This is a genomic window from Faecalibacterium sp. I4-1-79, from assembly GCF_023347235.1.
Lineage (GTDB): Bacteria > Bacillota > Clostridia > Oscillospirales > Ruminococcaceae > Faecalibacterium > Faecalibacterium tardum.
Window position 1 is genome coordinate 205,222 of record NZ_CP094467.1, and the last position, 17,294, is coordinate 222,515.

Sequence of the window (17,294 nt, forward strand, 5' to 3'; positions counted from 1 at the left end):
ACTGGGCAAAAACAAAAGAAATTCTGCACGAATTGGGCTAAAACTGCACGAATTGCTGAAAAAGGGGGAAAACTAAAACACTGCTGCCCGGGGATGTTCTCTTTTGACACCAAAAGAGAACCAGAAAAGTGTGCGCTTTGCGGGGTGACTTTCTGCCTGCCGTCAGCGTGCAGGGACGCTCCGCTGGGCCAGAGGCAGGGAGGGGTGTTCCGACTCCCCCCTCCCTACCTCTGGACTCCACCCACCCCACAACGGGCCAAGGGCTACACGCCCTTGACAATCCTAAAGAAGAAGTCGAAGCACAAAAAAGCTAGCGCTGCGCCAGTCGGCGCTATCGCTTTAACGCTTTTTTCGCTTCTCCATTTATAGCCCCTCAGTCGCTGCGCGACAGCTCCCCCGGGGGAGCGGCTGCGCTCGCAAGCTTTGCGGTTTAGCCGGAAACTGTACCACCATGCCAAAGGCTCCCTCCCAGAGGGAGCTGGCAAAGCCGCAGGCTTTGACTGAGGGAGTTCACACCCCCTTTATGACAGAATTATGAATCTTTATAAACATTTTTGCAAAGGGCTTGACAGCAGGGCAAAAACGATTATAATGGTCTTAGCACTCAGGAACAAGGAGTGCTAAACAAACAAAAGCAATGCAAAAAGGAGGCAGGCGCTATGACGATGGACGCACGCAAGCAACGGGTCTTGCAGGCGATCGTGGCGCTGTATGGCCTTGAGGGCGAGCCGGTGGGCAGCAGCGTGCTGGCAAACTACTTTGATATGGCAGTGTCCAGCGCAACGCTGCGCAACGAGATGGCGGCGCTGACAAAGCTGGGCCTGCTGGAGCAGCCCCACACCAGCGCAGGGCGTGTGCCCAGCGCCAAGGGCTACCGGTATTATCTGGACAATCTGCTGACCGATGATCAGCCGCTGGACCGCGTTACCCGCGCCCGGGTAGATGCGGTGTTCGCCAGCCTTGACCACGAGCCGGAAAAGCTGGCACAGGGCGCTGCCAAGGCGCTGGCCGCCATCAGCGGCTGCACCGCCGCCGTCAGCACCCCCTGTGCCGAGGATCTGTGCATTGCCCATTACGAGGTGGTGCAGGTGGGCCGCAGCGCAGCCGCAGTGCTGGCTGTGACCACCGCCGGTTACGTCCGCACCCGGGTGGCGCGGGTACGCACCGGGCTTTCCCGGGAAAATGCAGCTGCCCTTGCAGCGCTGCTCAACCGCAACCTTACCTTTGTGGCACCGGTGGATCTTTCCACCCGGATGCTCAGCGAGCTGTGCAGCCAGATCGCACCGGAACTTGTGCCGGTGGTCAGCGCCGCAGCCGCAATTTTGCAGGACAGCGTAAAGCCCCATGTATTTCTGGGCGGCGAGCAGTACCTGCTGGACTGGCCGCAGCTGGACGGCCGGGTGGGTGATATCCTTACCCTGCTGAACGACGAGGAACAGGCCGCAAGCCTGATCGCACCCCCGGAAAACCGCAGCGAAAGCGTGCTGCTGGGCGAGGATCTGGAACCGCAGATCCCCGGGCTGTGCATCGTGAGCGACCGGTATCTGGTAGGCGGCGGGCTGTGGGGCTCCATTGCCCTGATCGGCCCCACCCGGATGCCCTTCCAGAAGCTGATGCCCCTGCTGCACGAGTTTGCAGACCAGCTGGGCGAGGGCATGAGCGGCAAACGAAAAGACACCCCGCAGGCTGCCGTACCACGGCGGACTGTGATCTATAAGGAGGATCTGGAATGAGCGAAGAAGCAAAGAACACGGTGCCCGAGACCGAGCAGCCGGAAACTGCCCCCGAGGAAAAGACCGCTGCCGCAGCGCCCGAACAGGCTGCTGCCGAAGCTGCCACCGAAGAGGACAAGAAGAAGGACGGCGGCTGGTTCAACAAGAAGGCCCGGGAGATGGAAGCCATTAAGGCAAAGCTGGATGCAGCGGAAAAGAACGCTGCACAGGCCAAGGATCAGCTGCTGCGCATGGCTGCCGAGTACGACAACTACCGCAAGCGCTCCACCCGCGAGGCCGACCAGAAGTTTGGCGACGGTGTTTCCCACGCAGTGGAAAAGATCATCCCCATTCTGGATACGCTGAATATGGCTGCCAACGCCCCCACCACCGATGAGAATTACAAGAAGGGCGTGGTCATGACGCTGGATAAGGCGGCAAAGGCACTGGAAGCCCTCCATGTGGAGGAGATCGAGGTGCTGGGCAAGCCCTTTGACCCCAACTTTATGAATGCTGTGCAGCAGATCCCCGCCCCGGACGGGCAGGAGAGCGGCACGGTGGTCACCGTTTTCCAGAAGGGTTACAAGCTGGGTGACAAGATCATCCGCCATGCAACCGTTGTGGTGGCCGAATAAACAAGCCGAACCTCCCGCAAGGGAGTTTGCAATAACATCCGCTTGACATCATCATAAGCATCATATAAACAAGATTTGTTCTTTCGAGAGGAGACTTCATTATGAGTAAGATTATTGGTATCGACCTTGGTACTACCAACAGCTGCGTAGCTGTTATGGAGGGCGGCGAGCCCGTTGTCATCGCCAACTCTGAGGGCGCCCGCACCACCCCGTCCGTTGTCGGCTTCACCAAGACCGGCGACCGTCTGGTAGGTCAGGTTGCAAAGCGTCAGGCTATCACCAACCCCGACAACACCGTTTCTTCCATCAAGCGTCAGATGGGCACCGACCACAAGGTGACCCTGAACGGCAAGGAGTACACTCCCCAGCAGGTCAGCGCTATGATCCTGCAGAAGCTGAAGGCTGACGCCGAGGCTTATCTGGGCGAGACCGTTACCGAGGCTGTCATCACTGTGCCTGCCTACTTCAACGACAGCCAGCGTCAGGCAACCAAGGACGCAGGCACCATTGCCGGCCTGAACGTCCGCCGTATCATCAACGAGCCCACCGCAGCTGCTCTGGCTTACGGTGTGGATAAAGAGGACGACCAGAAGATCATGGTCTACGACCTGGGCGGCGGCACCTTCGATGTGTCCATCATCGAGATGGGCGACGGCGTTACCGAGGTTCTGGCAACCAACGGCGATACCCATCTGGGCGGCGATGACTTCGACCAGCGCATCATCGACTGGATGGCAGACGCCTTCCAGACCGAGAACGGCATCGACCTGCGCAAGGACAAGATGGCTGCACAGCGCTTGAAGGAAGCTGCCGAGAAGGCTAAGATCGAGCTGTCCAGCGCAATGAGCAGCCAGATCAACCTGCCCTTCATCACCGCTGATGCTACCGGCCCGAAGCACTTGGATATGACCCTGACCCGCGCAAAGTTCAACGAGCTGACCGCTGATCTGGTCGATCGTACCATGACCCCCGTGCGCAAGGCTCTGCAGGATGCAGGTCTGCGCGCTTCCGACCTGAAGAAGGTCCTGATGGTCGGTGGTTCCACCCGTATCCCCGCTGTCTACGATGCAGTGAAGAAGGAACTGAACTGCGAGCCCTTCAAGGGCATCAACCCCGATGAGTGCGTGGCCGTCGGTGCTGCTATTCAGGGCGGCGTTCTGAACGGCGAGAAGAAGGGTCTGCTGCTGCTGGATGTCACCCCGCTGAGCCTCGGCATTGAGACTCTGGGCGGCGTGTGCACCAAGATCATCGACCGCAACACCACCATCCCCACCCACAAGAGTCAGGTGTTCTCCACCGCAGCCGACAACCAGCCCTCTGTTGAGGTCAACGTGCTGCAGGGCGAGCGTGAGTTTGCCCGCGACAACAAGAGCTTGGGTGTGTTCCATCTGGATGGCATTGCACCGGCTCCCCGTGGTGTGCCTCAGATCGAAGTTACCTTCGATATCGATGCCAACGGCATCGTGAAGGTCAGCGCTAAGGATCTGGGCACCGGCAAGGAGCAGAACATCACCATCACCGCTTCCACCAATATGTCCAAGGAGGACATTGACAAGGCTGTGAAGGAAGCTGAGCAGTTTGCTGCCGACGATAAGAAGAAGCGTGAAGAGGTCGATATCCGCAACGGTGCCGACCAGATGGTGTTCCAGACCGAGAAGATGCTGAAAGAGAACGGCGACAAGCTGCCCGCAGACGTGAAGAGCGATGCCGAGGCAAAGCTTGCTGACCTCAAGACCGCTGTCCAGTCCGGCAATGTGGACGACATCAAGGCAAAACAGGAAGCCCTGAGCCAGGTGTTCGAGAAGATGTATCAGGCAGCCGCTGCCGCACAGCAGGCCGCCGGTGCACAGCCCGGTGCTGACGCAGGCGCAACCAACGCAAAGCCCAACGATGACGGCGTTGTGGATGCCGACTTCAAGGAAGTCTAAGTCTGACACAAAGCGCTGTGTCCGGCCAAACCGGCGGGCACACGCGCAATAAAGCAAAAGCCGCTCCGGTTTAGGCCGGAGCGGCTCTTGCTGGTTTATAGAATGTAAACCCTCTCAGTCATTGCTTCGCAATGCCAGCTCTCCCTATGGGCGAGCTTTTGGCGGTGAGGACAAGTTTCCCTTCTCGGTCTAAGCTCCCCCCTCGGGGGAGCTGGCGCGGCAGCGCCTGAGAGGGTTTCGGCGGAGAAAGACCGTGACGGGAGAGGTTGGAGAGGTGAGTGGATATGGCACAGGAAAAGCGTGATTATTACGAAGTGCTGGGGGTATCCAAGGGCGCAAGCGATGCCGAGATCAAAAAGGCATACCGCAAGCTTGCCATGAAGTACCACCCGGACTATAACCCCGGCGATAAGGACGCCGAGGCAAAGTTCAAGGAGATCAACGAGGCAAACGAGGTGCTTTCGGACCCGAAAAAGCGCCAGCTGTACGACCAGTACGGCTTTGCCGGTGTTGACCCCACTTATGCAGCACAGAACGGCGGCGGCCCCGGCGGCTTCAGCGGGTTTGGCGGCGACGGCGTGGATCTGGGCGACATCTTTGGCGATATCTTCGGCGGCGGCTTTGGCGGCTTCGGCGGCTCGTCCCGTCAGGCAAATCCCAACGCCCCCCGCAAGGGTCAGGACATCCGGGTGCGCATCACCCTGAGCTTTGACGAGGCCGTGCACGGCTGCAAGAAGAACATTACCATCACCCGTCAGCAGGAGTGTACTGCGTGCCACGGCTCCGGCTGCGCCGCCGGTACTAGCCCCGAGACCTGCCCGGACTGCGGCGGACGCGGCTTTGTCATCCGCCAGCAGCGCACCCCCTTTGGCGTGATGCAGACCCAGCAGCCCTGCTCCCGTTGCGGCGGCAAGGGCAAGCTGGTAAAGAACCCCTGCAAGGTCTGCCACGGCAGCGGCAAGGTGGCTACCAAAAAGACGCTGGAGGTGTCCATCCCCATGGGCATCGACGACGACCAGAGCTTTGCACTGCGCGGCATGGGCGATGCCGGTACCAACGGCGGCCCCGCCGGTGATGTCATCGTCATGGTCAGCGTGCGCCCCAGCGAGGTGTTCCGGCGCGACGGCTACGATGTGTGGGTCACCGTGCCCATCACTTACAGTCAGGCTGTGCTGGGCGACAACGTTACCGTGCCCTCCATTGACGGCAAGGTGGAGTACACCGTGCCCGAGGGCACCCAGAGCGGCACCACCTTCCGCCTGCGCGGCAAGGGCATCCAGTATCTGAATGGCCGTGGCCGCGGCGATATGTACGTCAAGTGCGAGGTGGAGATCCCCAAAAAGCTGAACAAGGCGCAGCGCGATGCCCTGAAAAAATTTGAGGGCACTTTGAAAGAAGAAAACTACGAAAAGCGTAAGGGCTTCTTCAAAAAGCTAAAGGATATGTTCAACGCATAAAAGCCAAACGGCGGCGCGTTCCATCGGAGCGTGTCGCCGTTTTTTGCGTCTGCGCAAGGCCGATTCGTCTCACACACTTGCGCTTTCGTCTAAAATGCACCCTGTTTTAGACGAAAGCTGGGATACATGAGACGAAAGCTAAAAGAAAACCCTATAAAAACAGCGGAGGCGCTGCCCTTTCGGGCAGCGCCTCCGCCTGCTTTGTTCTTTGGTGTACTCCGAGCCGGTCTTATGAGATAAGATGGATCAGAGTAGGATAACTGCTGCGTTGATGATCAGGCCGACACCGGTAGCGCTGGTGCTGATCATGTAAGCGGTGCAGGCGATGTCACGGATGGCATTGGCAGTACTCTTGTTCATGTCGGCAGTCAGAGCATCCAGACCGGTCTCAGTCCAAGTGTTGGGGTTTTTACGGCGGTAGTCGCGGACAGCGGTCACGCCTCTGAACCAGCCATACGGAGGGATCAGCCAGCACAGCAGAGCCTCGGTCATGGTAGCATTGGCGCCGCCTTCGGTGTAGGTCATTTCCTCAGTGGACAGGACGTTGTAATACGCGGGCATCATCATTTTTTCCATAATAACACTCCTTTTGAAACAAAGCTATCCAAAACGGTGCACCCAAAAACGCACCGTTTTTTCTGAATAAAGGGTTCAGCGCACGACCAGCAGAATGGCGCTCAGGGGAGCCAGTGCCACTACCATGGTGGCGGAAACGGCGTCCCGTACAAAGTTGCCGGCAGATTTGCCCATATCGGCAGCAATGGCATCGGTGGCACGGCCCATCACGGTAAAGAAGTTGCCGTCCTTGTTGCCGTCCTGCTGCAGCCAGGTGCGTGCCTGCTTGATGCCCCAGATATAGCTGGAGGCCAGCACCACAGCACCTACGACCGTTGCGGCGGTAGTGGCGAGACCAGCAGCATTATCCACTGCGCCGCCGCCGGTGGTATAGGTCATTTCTTCGTTGGAAAGTACCGCATAATCTGCGGGATAATTCATCTTTTTCATCTTCAATACTCCTTTGTCAAGGGGGAATGCCGCATTGCATCCCGATTCCCCGGCGTCCATACCCAAGGCCGATAGAGCATTGTTCTCTATATGGTCATTCTACAACAGTGGTCGGATTTTATCAAGGGGTTTTGGCACATCTGTGCAAAAACTGGCGGGACGCATGAAATTGCGGCTATAAATTTGTGAAAATAGACTGCAATAATTTCGGCATTTGGTTATTTTACCCCGTCACCCCGGCGCGGTAGAGGTAGGGGTCGCTCTTGAAACTGTCAAAATTGTACAGCACAAGGATCTGGTCGTAGCTGTTATCGGCGATCAGCTTGTCCAAGCCGTAGTTATAGTTGCGGAAATCCACCACGTCAATGTCGGCGTAGTTGGCGGTCAGGTAGGGCACAAAGCAGTTGGCGTAGCTGTCCTTGATGACAAGGATGCGCCCGCTGCCGTTGCCCTGCACCCGGCTTAAACCGTTGTTGCCGTGCAGGAACATGGCATATTTATCATAGACGGCGAGCTTCTCTGTGTCGTACAGGCCGGTGGTCTGCCCCTCGGCGGGCTGGCCTGCCGCCGTCACGTTCCAGACCGTCAGGGTGTTGTCAAGGTCGTAGTAGGTGATCACGTCCGGCACGGCGTTCCATGTGCGCGCCTTGGCGTAGTGGGTGCCGTAAAAGCCGTCGGCAGTCAGCGCAGTGTGGGCGGCGGTATCAAAGGGGGTAAGGCCAAGGGTCTGGCACAGCTGGCTGTAAGCGTAGTAGGCGCCAAGGCTCGTCCAGTGGTGGTCGGTGCGGTAATAAATATACTCGCTCTTGTGGGCGGTAAGGGTCTGGCGCACGTCCACAAAACTGCCGCCCGCCGCCTGCACCGCAGCGGAAAGCTGGTCAAGGTAGCCGTCCTCGTCCAGCAAAGGGGCGTTGGCGGGCACGTTCTCTTTATAGATATCGCTGGCGGCGGGTGCCACCAGTACATTCACCTTGCCCGGGTAGCGCTGGCACAGGCTGGTGAGCGCTGCGGTGTTTTTGGGCAGGGTGCGCTCCTCGCTGGAAAGCAGCCCGTAGGTGCGGGGGAACATCATGTGCTCCTTGCCCAGCAGGATGCCGCCGTTCTGCTGCTTTTGCAGCAGGGTGGTCTCCACCACGCTCTGCAGGCTGATCCACTGGTCGCGCCCCGCCACCTGATCCTTGACGTATTTGGTGTAGGCGGTAAAGTAGCTGTTCAGCCCCTTGGCGGTGAACTGGGTCAGCGCCGGGCGCTGGCTGAGGGTAGTATTCTCCAGCTCGCTGTAGCTGCGATCCGGGGTGACCATATCCAGCGCGAACAGCCCGATGAAAAACAGGCTGAACACCACCAGCACCGGGTAGTGCAAAAGGGAGGAGGTCTTTTTCTCGTGTTTGGACATCTTCCCGCCTCCTTAAAAGTTAAAGTACAGGAATGGGCTGTTGGTGCTGCCCACCACATAGGCGGTGGAGACCACCAGCAGCGTCAGGATGGCGGCGCAGCGGGTGACCACGTTCTTGCGCAGCACGTCCCACAGTTTTTCGATCAGCGGGGTGCAGCACACCACGCTTACCGCCAGCAGCACGCCGTAATTCCGCAGGAAATACAGCGGCGACACCCCGCCGGAGGGGATAAAGAGCTTCTGGAACAGCAGCCCGAAGGACACGCCGGTGTCGTTGCCCACGAACATCGCCCAGCCTACCACCACGAGGAACAGGGTGTAGAAATGCGGCCACACCTTGCCCTTTTTCAGGTAGGGCAGCAGGAACAGCTTTTCGACCGCCAGCAGCACAAAGTAGTAAAGGCCCCAGCAGATAAAGTTCCAGTTCGCGCCGTGCCAGATGCCGGTGAGCAGCTCCACGATAAACAGGTTCAGGATCTGCCGCTTGAGCCCCTTGCGGTTGCCGCCCAGCGGGATATACACATACTCCCTAAACCAGCCGGACAGGGTCATGTGCCAGCGCCGCCAGAACTCGGTGATGGAAGCGGAGATATAGGGGTAGTTGAAGTTTGCAGGGAAGTCGAAGCCCAGCATCTTGCCCATGCCGATGCCCATGAGGGAGTAGCCGGAAAAATCGAAGTACAGCTGCAAACTGTATGCGATGATGCCCAGCCACACCAGCGGGGTGGAAGCGTTTGCCAGACCCACAAAGGTGGTGGAGGGGCTGTCGGCTACCCCGATAATGTCTGTCCACAATGCGCCCACGGCGTCTGCCAGCAGCACTTTTTTGGCAAGACCGAAGGTGAACAGGGTCATGCCCTCTTCAATCTGCTTGAGGTTATAGCGGTGCCTGTAGACGTGCAGCTGGTCGGAGACGTCCCGGTACTTGACGATAGGCCCCGCGATGAGTTGCGGGAACATGACCACATAAGCGCCGAAGTCGATGATATTGCGCTCGGCTTTTACATCCCGGCGGTAGACGTCGATGGAGTAGGAAAGGGTCTGGAAGGTGTAGAAGCTGATGCCCAGCGGCAGCGTGCCGATGCCCTGAATTTCGGCAAAGGCGGTGCCCAGCAGGGCATTCACGCTGCGCAGCACAAAGTTTGCGTACTTGAAGTAGAACAGCATCCCCAAGCTGCCAATGAGCGCCACCAGCAGAAAAAAGCGGCGCAGCGCGGGCTTTGCATCAAAATGTTCGATGGCAAGGCCGCTGAGGTAGTTGATGAGGATAAGCGCCACCATGACCGGGAAAAAGCGCACCTCGCCCCAGCAGTAGAACACTAGACTGCACAAAAACAGCACGGTGTTTTTCAGTTTTGCGGGGGCAAGATAGTACAGCGCCAGCGTGATGGGCAAAAAGCGGAACAGGAAGATGATGGTGCTGAAAACCAAGGGGTCAGCCTCCTTTTTTACACGGAATTACAAACTCAGCCTTCCCCCGGCCGGGGGAAGGTGGCATGACGGATGCGGGCGCATCTTCAGCAGAAATACCCCTCATCAGGGGTTTTCTACTGAAAAAAGCCGATGCCGCAGATGGCACCGGCTCAGAAGATCAGATTCAGCTGTTCAGGGCGCTGTCCACAGCACTGTTCAGGTCTGCGGAGCACTCGTTGGAATTGACAACCATGATGACAAGATTTCCCTTGCTGGCAATGATTGCATTGTTGGCATTCTCCAAAGCCTGTGCAAATTCAGCGGGATAATTGCTGGCAGTGTCAATCAACTGCTGCTTGTAGGCGTTCATGCCGTCAATAACATTTTGAACCTTACCGTCAGCAGCTTCAACGGCGATAACTAAACCGGCATCGCCATTGTCGTTGCTCTTTACGCCCTTGTAACTAACAATATCTTCAGCCTTTAACTGAAAATCATATTCGATACTAATAGGGTCAATCTCGAATTGATTTGAGATTGTGTTAGTTTTCAGCAGACTGCTAACGATACTGTCCAAATCGATAGCGCCGTTTTCGGTGGTATCCGCTGCCGGGGCGGCAGTGCTGGAAGCCGGTGCAGAGGCAGAGGCGCTGGACACGGAGGACGGCGCGGAAGAAGCGCTGCCGCCGCAGCCGGTCAGGGCAACAGCCAGCACGGCGCTGACGGCGATCACAGAAAGTTTTGTGCGGTTTATCATAAAATATTCCTTCTTTTGTTGAATTCATTTGTCACAGCCCGGGGCGGTATCGCGCACACGGGCAGACTGTACTTATCTTACCATAACAGCAGGTAAATTGCAACGCACCCCACAGGGTTTTCCGGCAGTTTTCATTGGATTTTAACCGGTCACGGTCTCCCCGGCGGCAATGCGCTGCAAAACGGCGATGGCGTCCTCCAGACACAGGCCGCTCTGGTTGAGCAGGGCGGCGTTTTCCGGGCCTACATAGCGCCAGTGCCACGGCTCGTAGGTGATGCCGGTCACGCTTTCGGCTTCCTTGGGGTAGCGCAGGATAAAGCCGTACTGCTCCGCGTTCTCGCACAGCCAGCGGAAGGCGGCAGTGTCGGCAAAGCCGGTGTCAAGGGTGGTGTGCTCCGGGCTGTTCAGGTCGGCGGCAAGGCCGCAGTTGTGCTCAGAGCAGCCCGGCGGGTTGACGATGACAGCTGCCTTTTCCCGGGCAGCGGCTTCGCTCAGACCCTTATCACGGTAGTACTGGGTCTTGTTGTCGTACAGCTTTTTCTGGTAGCTGACGCTGCGGTAGCCGCTCTGCATCCGCACATCCACGCCGTCCTTGGCGGCAGCGGCCTGCATGGAGAGAAAGGCATCGGCGGCTTCGGTCTGCAAGGTCTTGTTGATGGCGGTAGCCGAGCCGCATTCCTTGGTCTCGACGGGGTAGTCCTCCGTTATCGGGTGGGTGCGGCTCACAAGGATCATACGGGGGTCGTCCAGGATGGCCTGTGCCTGTGCGGCGGTAAGGGTGCTCTGCTGCACGCCGTTTTCGGCGGGCTGCTGCACTGGCGTTTCGGGCAGGGCGCTTGCAGGCTGCGCAAGGCTCTCGGCAGGCAGCTCGGGCAGCTGCGGCACCGCAGCTTTGCGGGTGCAGGCGTAGGCAGCGCCGCCCGCCACAAAACAGGCCAGCGCCGTCAGGCAGAGCAGACGGCGGGCGTGATGGTTGCGATGATGGGAAGAACGCATAGACTATACCTTCTTTCGCAAAAAAGGATAAGCACCCGCCGCCCCGGGCAGACTATCCGCAAAAGGGGGCGCGGGAAGATGAAGATGACAGCGCAGGAATACGCACGCCGGGTGCAAAAGGCGGGGCCGCATTCGCCGCTTCTGGCAGACTGCCTGTGGGCGTTCTGTGTAGGCGGCGGCATCTGCCTGCTGGGCGAAGGGCTGCGTCAGCAGTTTTTGCGGCAGGGCGCGGACGCCGAAACGGCAGGCACCCTGACCAGCTGCACCTTGATTTTGCTCTCGGCGGTGCTGACCACACTGGGCTGGTACCAGAAGCTGGCGGCAAAGGCCGGGGCGGGGTCGCTGGTGCCCATCACCGGCTTTGCCAACGCGGTGGTCAGCGCGGCCATTGAGTTCAAGGCCGAGGGACGGGTGCCGGGCACGGGAGCAAAGATATTCCTCATCGCCGGGCCGGTCATCGTGTACGGCACGCTGGCGGCGGTAGTGTACGGTGCGGTGCTGTGGCTGCTGGGGGCTTCTATCCTATAATACGGAACAGCCCCGCCGGATATTGCGGCGCCGCAGCAACAGTATAGCACGTTCCGGGGCATTTTTTGCAGAAAGGGAGAAATTTTTTATGACAGAGCGTCGGGGCGATACCCTGTTGTTCCACACCCCGCCGGTCATCGCCGCACAGGCGGCGGTGGGCGGCAAAAAAGAGAGCGATGGCCCGCTGGCGGCGGGCTTTGACGAACTGACCACCGACAACTGGCTGGGACAGTGCAGCTGGGAAGCCGCCGAAAAGCAATTGCAGCTGCGGGCGGCGCGGCTCTGCCTGCAAAAGGCGGCTCTGCCCGCAGAGCGGGTGGACCTTGCGCTGGCAGGGGACTTGCAGGCGCAGTGTACTGCCTCCGGCTACGCGCTGCGGGAGCTGGGCGTGCCCTTTGCGGGGCTGTTCGGCGCGTGCAGCACCATGGCCGAGGCGCTGGCGCTGGGCGCGGCACTGTGCAGCAGCGGGGCGGCACAGAACCTGCTGGCCATGACTTCCAGCCATTTCTGCGCGGCAGAGCGTCAGTTCCGCACCCCGCTGAGTTACGGCGCGGTGCGCACTCCTACTGCCCAGTGGACGGCTACCGCCGCCGGGTGCTGCCTGCTGCGTCCGGCAGGGCAGGGGGTGGGCATTGCCGCCGCGACCCTTGGTCGGGTGCAGGATTATAACATCAAGGATATCAACAACATGGGCGCAGCCATGGCACCGGCAGCAGCCGCCACCCTGCTGCACTATCTTGCCGATACCCATGCAGAACTGCGGGATTTTGACTGCATCTACACCGGCGACCTTGGGCTGGTGGGCAGTCAGATGCTGCGGGAGCTGTTGGCGGCAGAGGGTCTGCTGCTGAAAAACCACGCGGACTGCGGCTGTCTGCTTTACGATGCCGAGGAGCAGCGGGTAAAGAGCGGTGGTTCGGGCGCGGGCTGCTGCGCCGCCGTGCTCTGCGCACATATCCTGCCAAAACTGCTGCGCCGCGGCAGCCGCCGGGTGCTGTTCATCGCCACCGGGGCACTGATGAGCCAGACCACCTTTTTGCAGAAGGAGAGCATCCCGGCGGTGGCGCACTTGGTGGAACTGACCGCACCGGAAAAGGAGAGCTGAAATGAACTATCTGTGGGCATTTTTAATAGGCGGCGCTATCTGCGCGGTGGGGCAGTTGTTCATCGACCTGACAAAGCTGACCCCGGCACGCATCCTGACCGGCTATGTGGTGGCGGGAGTGGTACTTTCGGCGGTGGGGCTGTATGCGCCGCTGGCAGAGTTTGCCGGTGCGGGGGCGAGCGTGCCTCTGCTGGGCTTTGGGCATCTGCTGGCAAAGGGAGTGCGCACCGCCGTGGCGGAAAAGGGTGCCATCGGCATCCTGACTGGCGGGCTGACTGCTGCCTCTGCGGGCATCACCGCAAGCCTTGTCTGCGGCGTGGTGTGCAGCCTTGTGGGCAAAAGCCACGACCAGAACTGATGTTTTGTCTGCGCTGCTTCGCTATATTTTGCGCCCGGCGGCTGGTAAACTGGGGGCAAAACGGAGGTGAAGCGCATGAAACACAGCGGACAGACCGTATTGTGGGAGCTGTGGGCGGCGCTGTGCCTGTGCACAGCGCTGGTGCTGCCGCCCGGCAGCCCGTGGCTGCACGAGCCGGCACTTTTGTACCCGGGGCTTATGCTGGCGGCGGTGGTCCCTGCAGCGTGGGCGGTGTGGTGGATGGTGCCGCCGCAGCCCCTGCCGCCGGAGCAGCTGCTACAGCCGGTGCAGCGGCAAAGCCTTGCCGCGCTGTGCGGGACATAACGGCGGAAAAAACAAAAACCCCTGTACCGGATACCCGGTACAGAGGTTTTGTTCGTCAATCAAACTGCGCGATCAAGCGTTCTTGTTAGCACGCTTTGCCATACGGCTGATCTTGCGGCTGGCGGTGTTCTTCTTGATGACACCCTTAGCGCGAGCCTTGTCGATCGCGGAAACAGCAGCCAGGACGGTTGCGTCCTTGTCAGCGGCATTCGCATCGATGGCAGCGTCTGCCTTCTTGACGACTGTTTTCAGGTTGGTCTTAATGGCCTTGTTGTGAGCCTGCTCTGCAGCAGCCTGCACGACGCGGTCCTTCTGAGATTTGATGTTAGGCATTCGTTCCACCTCCTTGGCTACCTATAACAGCGCACCCTATGATACCATATTTCGCGTACCAGCGCAAGCGTTTTTTTGATTTTTGTTTGGAAAAGTTTTATTTTTCCCATACTTTCCGGCAAGAAAGCGGGCTTTTGCCCCAAAAAGGAACGGAGAGTGTGGAAATGCGTACTACGGATATGGCCGACGAGCTGTTCAGCGGCGCGGCGCAGCCCCTGCCCGCAGGGGTGCGGCTGGCCACTGCCCGCCACGGCGGGGTGACAGTGACGCGGGTAGAAGTTGCCCGCGAGGGGCTCAGCCGCCCCCGGGGCAGGTATGTCACGCTGGAAATGCCCAGCGTCAGCGTGCTGGACGAGCGGGACGCCGCCGTCATTGAGGTGTGCGCCCGGGAGCTGCGCGCCCTTTTGCCGCCCAAAGGCCCGGTGCTGGTGCTGGGGGTGGGCAACCGCCGCATCACCGCCGATGCCCTTGGTCCGCGCACGGTGCAGCACATCCTTGTTACTATGGGCGCGGGCGCTGCCCCGCCGGTGCAGGGCCTGCGCCCGGTGGCAGCCGTTGCGCCCGGGGTGGCGGCAGCCACCGGGCTTTCGCTTCAGCAGCTGGCGGCGGCGCTGGTGGGGCAGCTGCGCCCGGCGGCGGTGGTCTGCGTGGACAGTCTTTGCTCTGCCGAGGGGCAGCGGCTGGGGCGTACGGTGCAGTTTTCGGACTCGGGGCTTTACCCGGCGCAGGCCGACCACACCCGCCATCTGACCCGGGACACCGTGGGCGTGCCGGTGGTGGCGGCGGGCATCCCCACCCTGATGCAAGCGCAGGAGGGCGCAGACCTTGTGGTCACGCCCCGCGCACTGGACAGCGTCATCGCCCACGGCGCGGCGCTGCTGGCGTGTGCGGTCAACCGCGCCTTGCAGCCCCGCCTTACCGTGCAGCAGCTCTGCTGGCTGACGGGGTAAACGATTCAAAATGCGCGCTGCGGGGGAAGTTTCTGCTTGCCTTCAGCGTGCAGGGACGCTCCGCTGGGCCAGAGGCAGGGAGGGGTGTTCCGATTCCCCCCTCCCTACCTCTGGACTCCACCCACCCCGCAACGGGCCAAGGGCTGCACGCCCTTGACAATCCTAAAGAAGAAGTCGAAGCACAAAAAAGCTAGCGCTGCGCCAGTCGGCGCTATCGCTTTAACGCTTTTTTCGCTTCTCCATCTATAGCCCCTCAGTCGCTGCGCGACAGCTCCCCCAAGGGGGAGCGGGCACACCCTGAAGCTTTCTCATTGTTCCTAAAACTTTAGCAACGAGGTTAACGGCTTGGCTCTCCCTTCGGGAGAGCTGGCGCGGGAGCGCCTGAGAGGGTTTTAAATCGGCGGAGCCGAAAAAAACGGTTAAAAGATCTTCACGCCGAACAGGCGTGAATCTTCAGTTTTTTCCGGTGTAGCCCACCCCTTTGGGGTTAAAAGGGGCGAGTAGCCCCTTTTTCGTGGCTCCAGCGCGTCGAAATCGCTGGCACTTTTCTGGTTCTCTTTTGGTGTCAAAAGAGAACATCCCTCGGCAGGCAGAAATGTTCCCCGCGGAGCGCGGGGCGTTTAAAATCGTCCCACTGGTCGGAAAGGAGGTCTTGCCATGCGCAGCAGAGAGCCTTGGCGTCTGCCTGCGGGGCAGAGCAGGGCAGTGCCCTTTTTGCAGGCTGCGGTGCTGTTTGCAGCGCTGTGCATCTTTGCCCGCAGCGCCGCGCTGGTGCTGGCGGCCTTTCTGGCGGCGCCGGTGCCCGCCGCGCAGACTTTGCTGCATCTGGGGCAGCAGGCGGTGGAGAGCCGGGCGGCGGCAACGTCTGCGGAAAGCGTGCCGGAGGCCGCGTCCGTGCCGCCGGAGCAAGAAACTGCCGCCCCGGTACAGACCGGAGTGGAGCAGTATTTTGTGGCGCTGCAGCCGGACGAAGCCCGCCCCGCCGATGCAGGTACGGTGACAGAGCAGCAGTTCGGGCAGGGCAGCGGCGAAAAGTACATTCCCTGCGGTGCGGGCAGCATCAAGAATAACACCCGGCAGACGGCGGCAGACATTGCCGCCGAGGCGGCGCAGCCCCTGCCCTTTGCCATTGAAAAGGACAGCGCCGCGCCGCAGGTGCTCATCATGCACACTCACGCCACCGAGGACTACCGCCTTTCTGCCGGGCTGTGGTTTGCCCCCGGGGACGGTGCCCGCAGCACCGACCGCAGCATCAATATGTGCGCGGTGGGGCGGGTGATGGCCGATACCCTCAACGCGGCGGGAATATGCACCCTGCACGACGAGACGCTGAACGACTACCCCAGCTACACCGGCAGCTATGCCAACAGCCGTGCGGTGGTGCAGCAGTATCTGGCGCAGTACCCCAGCATCAAGGTGGTGCTGGACGTCCACCGTGACGCCATCGAGCGGGAGAATGGCACCCGCTGCGCCCCGGTGTGCAGCATAGACGGGCGGCAGGCGGCGCAGGTGATGATCATCTGCGGGTGCGACAACGGCACCAGCGTGCAGCTGCCCGCATGGCGGCAGAACCTTCGCTTTGCCGCTGCGTGGGAGCGCAGCATGGAGGCAAAATACCCCGGACTTACCCGCCCGGTGCTGTTCAGCTACCGGTTTTATAATCAGGATCTGACCACCGGCAGTCTGCTGATCGAGATCGGCGGGCACGGCAACAACTTAAATGAGGCCCTGTACGCCGGATATCTGGCAGCACAGGGCCTCGCGGATGCACTATTAAGTTGAGGGTCAGCCGCCAAGGCTGGAGATCATGCTGCTCTTGGCAGACTGATAGTAACTCCATGCCTGATCGGCCACGGTCTCGGGCTGGTTATACTCCCGCAGCACGCGGCGCATCTCGCTGACCACCGAGGAGACGGCACTGTCGTAGGTGCTCTCCACAGAGGAAAGATGCTTGTAGGCGATGCTGACCTTATTGGCAAAGGTCCGCTCTTCGGCGGGCAGAGAGTGGTACTCATCCTTTGCGGCAGATATTGCGGAGGACACCGCAGACCGTGCCGAGGACTCCAGCGAGTACAGCTGGCTCAGCAGAGAGGAGATCTTGGCATCGCACTCGGGGTTTGGCGGGTCGTAGACGTGGTCGGGATCATACGATGTGCCGGACTGGGAAGTGCTTCCGTAGGTGGGGAACCAGTCGCCGAACATAAACTCGTTGTACCCGGCAATAAATTCCTCCTTGGTGCAGCCGCTCAGCAGGGCTGCCAGTGCGCAGCTGACCACGGCAAGGGTCAGCAGACGGATGATATGGTGTGTGTGTTTCATGATCTCCTCCAGAATCTGTTTTTGCGGAATACCGCTTTTTTCCATTTTACCAGAGAAAAGGCGTTCTGACAAGCAAAA

The 17,294-nt window shown here is 60.0% G+C and carries 18 protein-coding genes; 10 read left to right on the forward strand and 8 right to left on the reverse strand.

What is annotated here, in order from left to right; genetic code table 11:
- Window positions 1-659: 659 nt before the first annotated feature.
- The 4 genes from hrcA to dnaJ all read left to right on the forward strand — a co-directional run bounded on the left by hrcA (window position 660) and on the right by dnaJ (window position 5,732).
- Window positions 660-1,733 (forward strand): heat-inducible transcriptional repressor HrcA, encoded by a 1,074-nt coding sequence (gene hrcA / locus MTP36_RS00990; RefSeq protein WP_097785731.1) that lies wholly within the window; start codon window positions 660-662, stop codon window positions 1,731-1,733.
- Window positions 1,730-2,347, forward strand: coding sequence for a nucleotide exchange factor GrpE (locus tag MTP36_RS00995; RefSeq protein WP_118658541.1), 618 nt, complete (start codon window positions 1,730-1,732; stop codon window positions 2,345-2,347). Before hrcA ends, MTP36_RS00995 begins: the two co-directional genes overlap by 4 nt.
- Before the next feature lie 101 nt (window positions 2,348-2,448).
- Entirely contained in the window at window positions 2,449-4,275 is a 1,827-nt protein-coding gene (gene dnaK / locus MTP36_RS01000) for a molecular chaperone DnaK (protein ID WP_055186579.1), read from the forward strand.
- Between the two features lie 284 nt (window positions 4,276-4,559).
- Complete coding sequence (dnaJ, locus tag MTP36_RS01005; RefSeq protein WP_249252876.1) at window positions 4,560-5,732, forward strand: molecular chaperone DnaJ; 1,173 nt, start codon at window positions 4,560-4,562, stop codon at window positions 5,730-5,732.
- A gap of 246 nt (window positions 5,733-5,978) precedes the next feature.
- Here dnaJ and MTP36_RS01010 read toward each other — a convergent pair whose 3' ends face one another.
- The 6 genes from MTP36_RS01010 to MTP36_RS01035 form a co-directional block, all read right to left on the reverse strand.
- On the reverse strand, window positions 5,979-6,308 hold the full coding sequence (locus tag MTP36_RS01010) for a hypothetical protein (protein ID WP_249252878.1): 330 nt from the start codon (window positions 6,306-6,308) through the stop codon (window positions 5,979-5,981).
- Between the two features lie 75 nt (window positions 6,309-6,383).
- Window positions 6,384-6,737: a hypothetical protein gene (locus tag MTP36_RS01015; RefSeq protein ID WP_055186576.1), complete on the reverse strand. Its 354-nt coding sequence runs from the start codon at window positions 6,735-6,737 to the stop codon at window positions 6,384-6,386.
- 223 nt (window positions 6,738-6,960) lie between these two features.
- The gene (locus MTP36_RS01020; protein WP_249252880.1) at window positions 6,961-8,133 is read right to left on the reverse strand and encodes a DHHW family protein; all 1,173 of its coding nucleotides are present in this window, start codon (window positions 8,131-8,133) and stop codon (window positions 6,961-6,963) included.
- A gap of 12 nt (window positions 8,134-8,145) precedes the next feature.
- A complete protein-coding gene (locus MTP36_RS01025; RefSeq protein ID WP_249252881.1) occupies window positions 8,146-9,564 on the reverse strand; it encodes an MBOAT family O-acyltransferase in 1,419 nt (472 codons plus the stop codon).
- A gap of 166 nt (window positions 9,565-9,730) precedes the next feature.
- Window positions 9,731-10,303 (reverse strand): DUF4358 domain-containing protein, encoded by a 573-nt coding sequence (locus MTP36_RS01030; RefSeq protein WP_249252883.1) that lies wholly within the window; start codon window positions 10,301-10,303, stop codon window positions 9,731-9,733.
- A gap of 141 nt (window positions 10,304-10,444) precedes the next feature.
- Complete coding sequence (locus MTP36_RS01035; protein ID WP_249252885.1) at window positions 10,445-11,299, reverse strand: M15 family metallopeptidase; 855 nt, start codon at window positions 11,297-11,299, stop codon at window positions 10,445-10,447.
- Window positions 11,300-11,377: 78 nt separating this feature from the next.
- On the opposite strand from MTP36_RS01035, the gene MTP36_RS01040 reads away from it, so the two are divergent.
- From MTP36_RS01040 to MTP36_RS01055, 4 genes are all read left to right on the forward strand, one after another.
- Window positions 11,378-11,827 (forward strand): SpoVA/SpoVAEb family sporulation membrane protein, encoded by a 450-nt coding sequence (locus MTP36_RS01040; RefSeq protein WP_249252886.1) that lies wholly within the window; start codon window positions 11,378-11,380, stop codon window positions 11,825-11,827.
- A gap of 88 nt (window positions 11,828-11,915) precedes the next feature.
- Entirely contained in the window at window positions 11,916-12,932 is a 1,017-nt protein-coding gene (locus MTP36_RS01045; protein ID WP_249252888.1) for a stage V sporulation protein AD, read from the forward strand.
- A gap of 1 nt (window position 12,933) precedes the next feature.
- Window positions 12,934-13,290, forward strand: a complete 357-nt coding sequence (spoVAE, locus tag MTP36_RS01050; protein ID WP_117527757.1) for a stage V sporulation protein AE — start codon at window positions 12,934-12,936, stop codon at window positions 13,288-13,290.
- 75 nt (window positions 13,291-13,365) lie between these two features.
- Window positions 13,366-13,614, forward strand: coding sequence for a peptidoglycan synthetase (locus MTP36_RS01055; protein WP_118658550.1), 249 nt, complete (start codon window positions 13,366-13,368; stop codon window positions 13,612-13,614).
- 72 nt (window positions 13,615-13,686) lie between these two features.
- On the opposite strand, the gene rpsT is transcribed toward MTP36_RS01055, so the two are convergent.
- Entirely contained in the window at window positions 13,687-13,947 is a 261-nt protein-coding gene (gene rpsT, locus MTP36_RS01060) for a 30S ribosomal protein S20 (protein ID WP_005943554.1), read from the reverse strand.
- A gap of 164 nt (window positions 13,948-14,111) precedes the next feature.
- Between rpsT and gpr the strand changes: the two genes are divergently transcribed.
- Both gpr and spoIIP read left to right on the forward strand, forming a co-directional pair.
- Window positions 14,112-14,897 carry a GPR endopeptidase gene (gene gpr, locus MTP36_RS01065; RefSeq protein ID WP_249252890.1) on the forward strand — a complete coding sequence of 262 codons (786 nt, stop codon included), beginning with the start codon at window positions 14,112-14,114 and terminating at the stop codon, window positions 14,895-14,897.
- 657 nt (window positions 14,898-15,554) lie between these two features.
- Entirely contained in the window at window positions 15,555-16,679 is a 1,125-nt protein-coding gene (spoIIP, locus tag MTP36_RS01070; RefSeq protein WP_249252892.1) for a stage II sporulation protein P, read from the forward strand.
- A gap of 3 nt (window positions 16,680-16,682) precedes the next feature.
- On the opposite strand, the gene MTP36_RS01075 is transcribed toward spoIIP, so the two are convergent.
- Complete coding sequence (locus MTP36_RS01075; RefSeq protein ID WP_242852982.1) at window positions 16,683-17,216, reverse strand: hypothetical protein; 534 nt, start codon at window positions 17,214-17,216, stop codon at window positions 16,683-16,685.
- Between the last annotated feature and the right edge of the window lie 78 nt (window positions 17,217-17,294).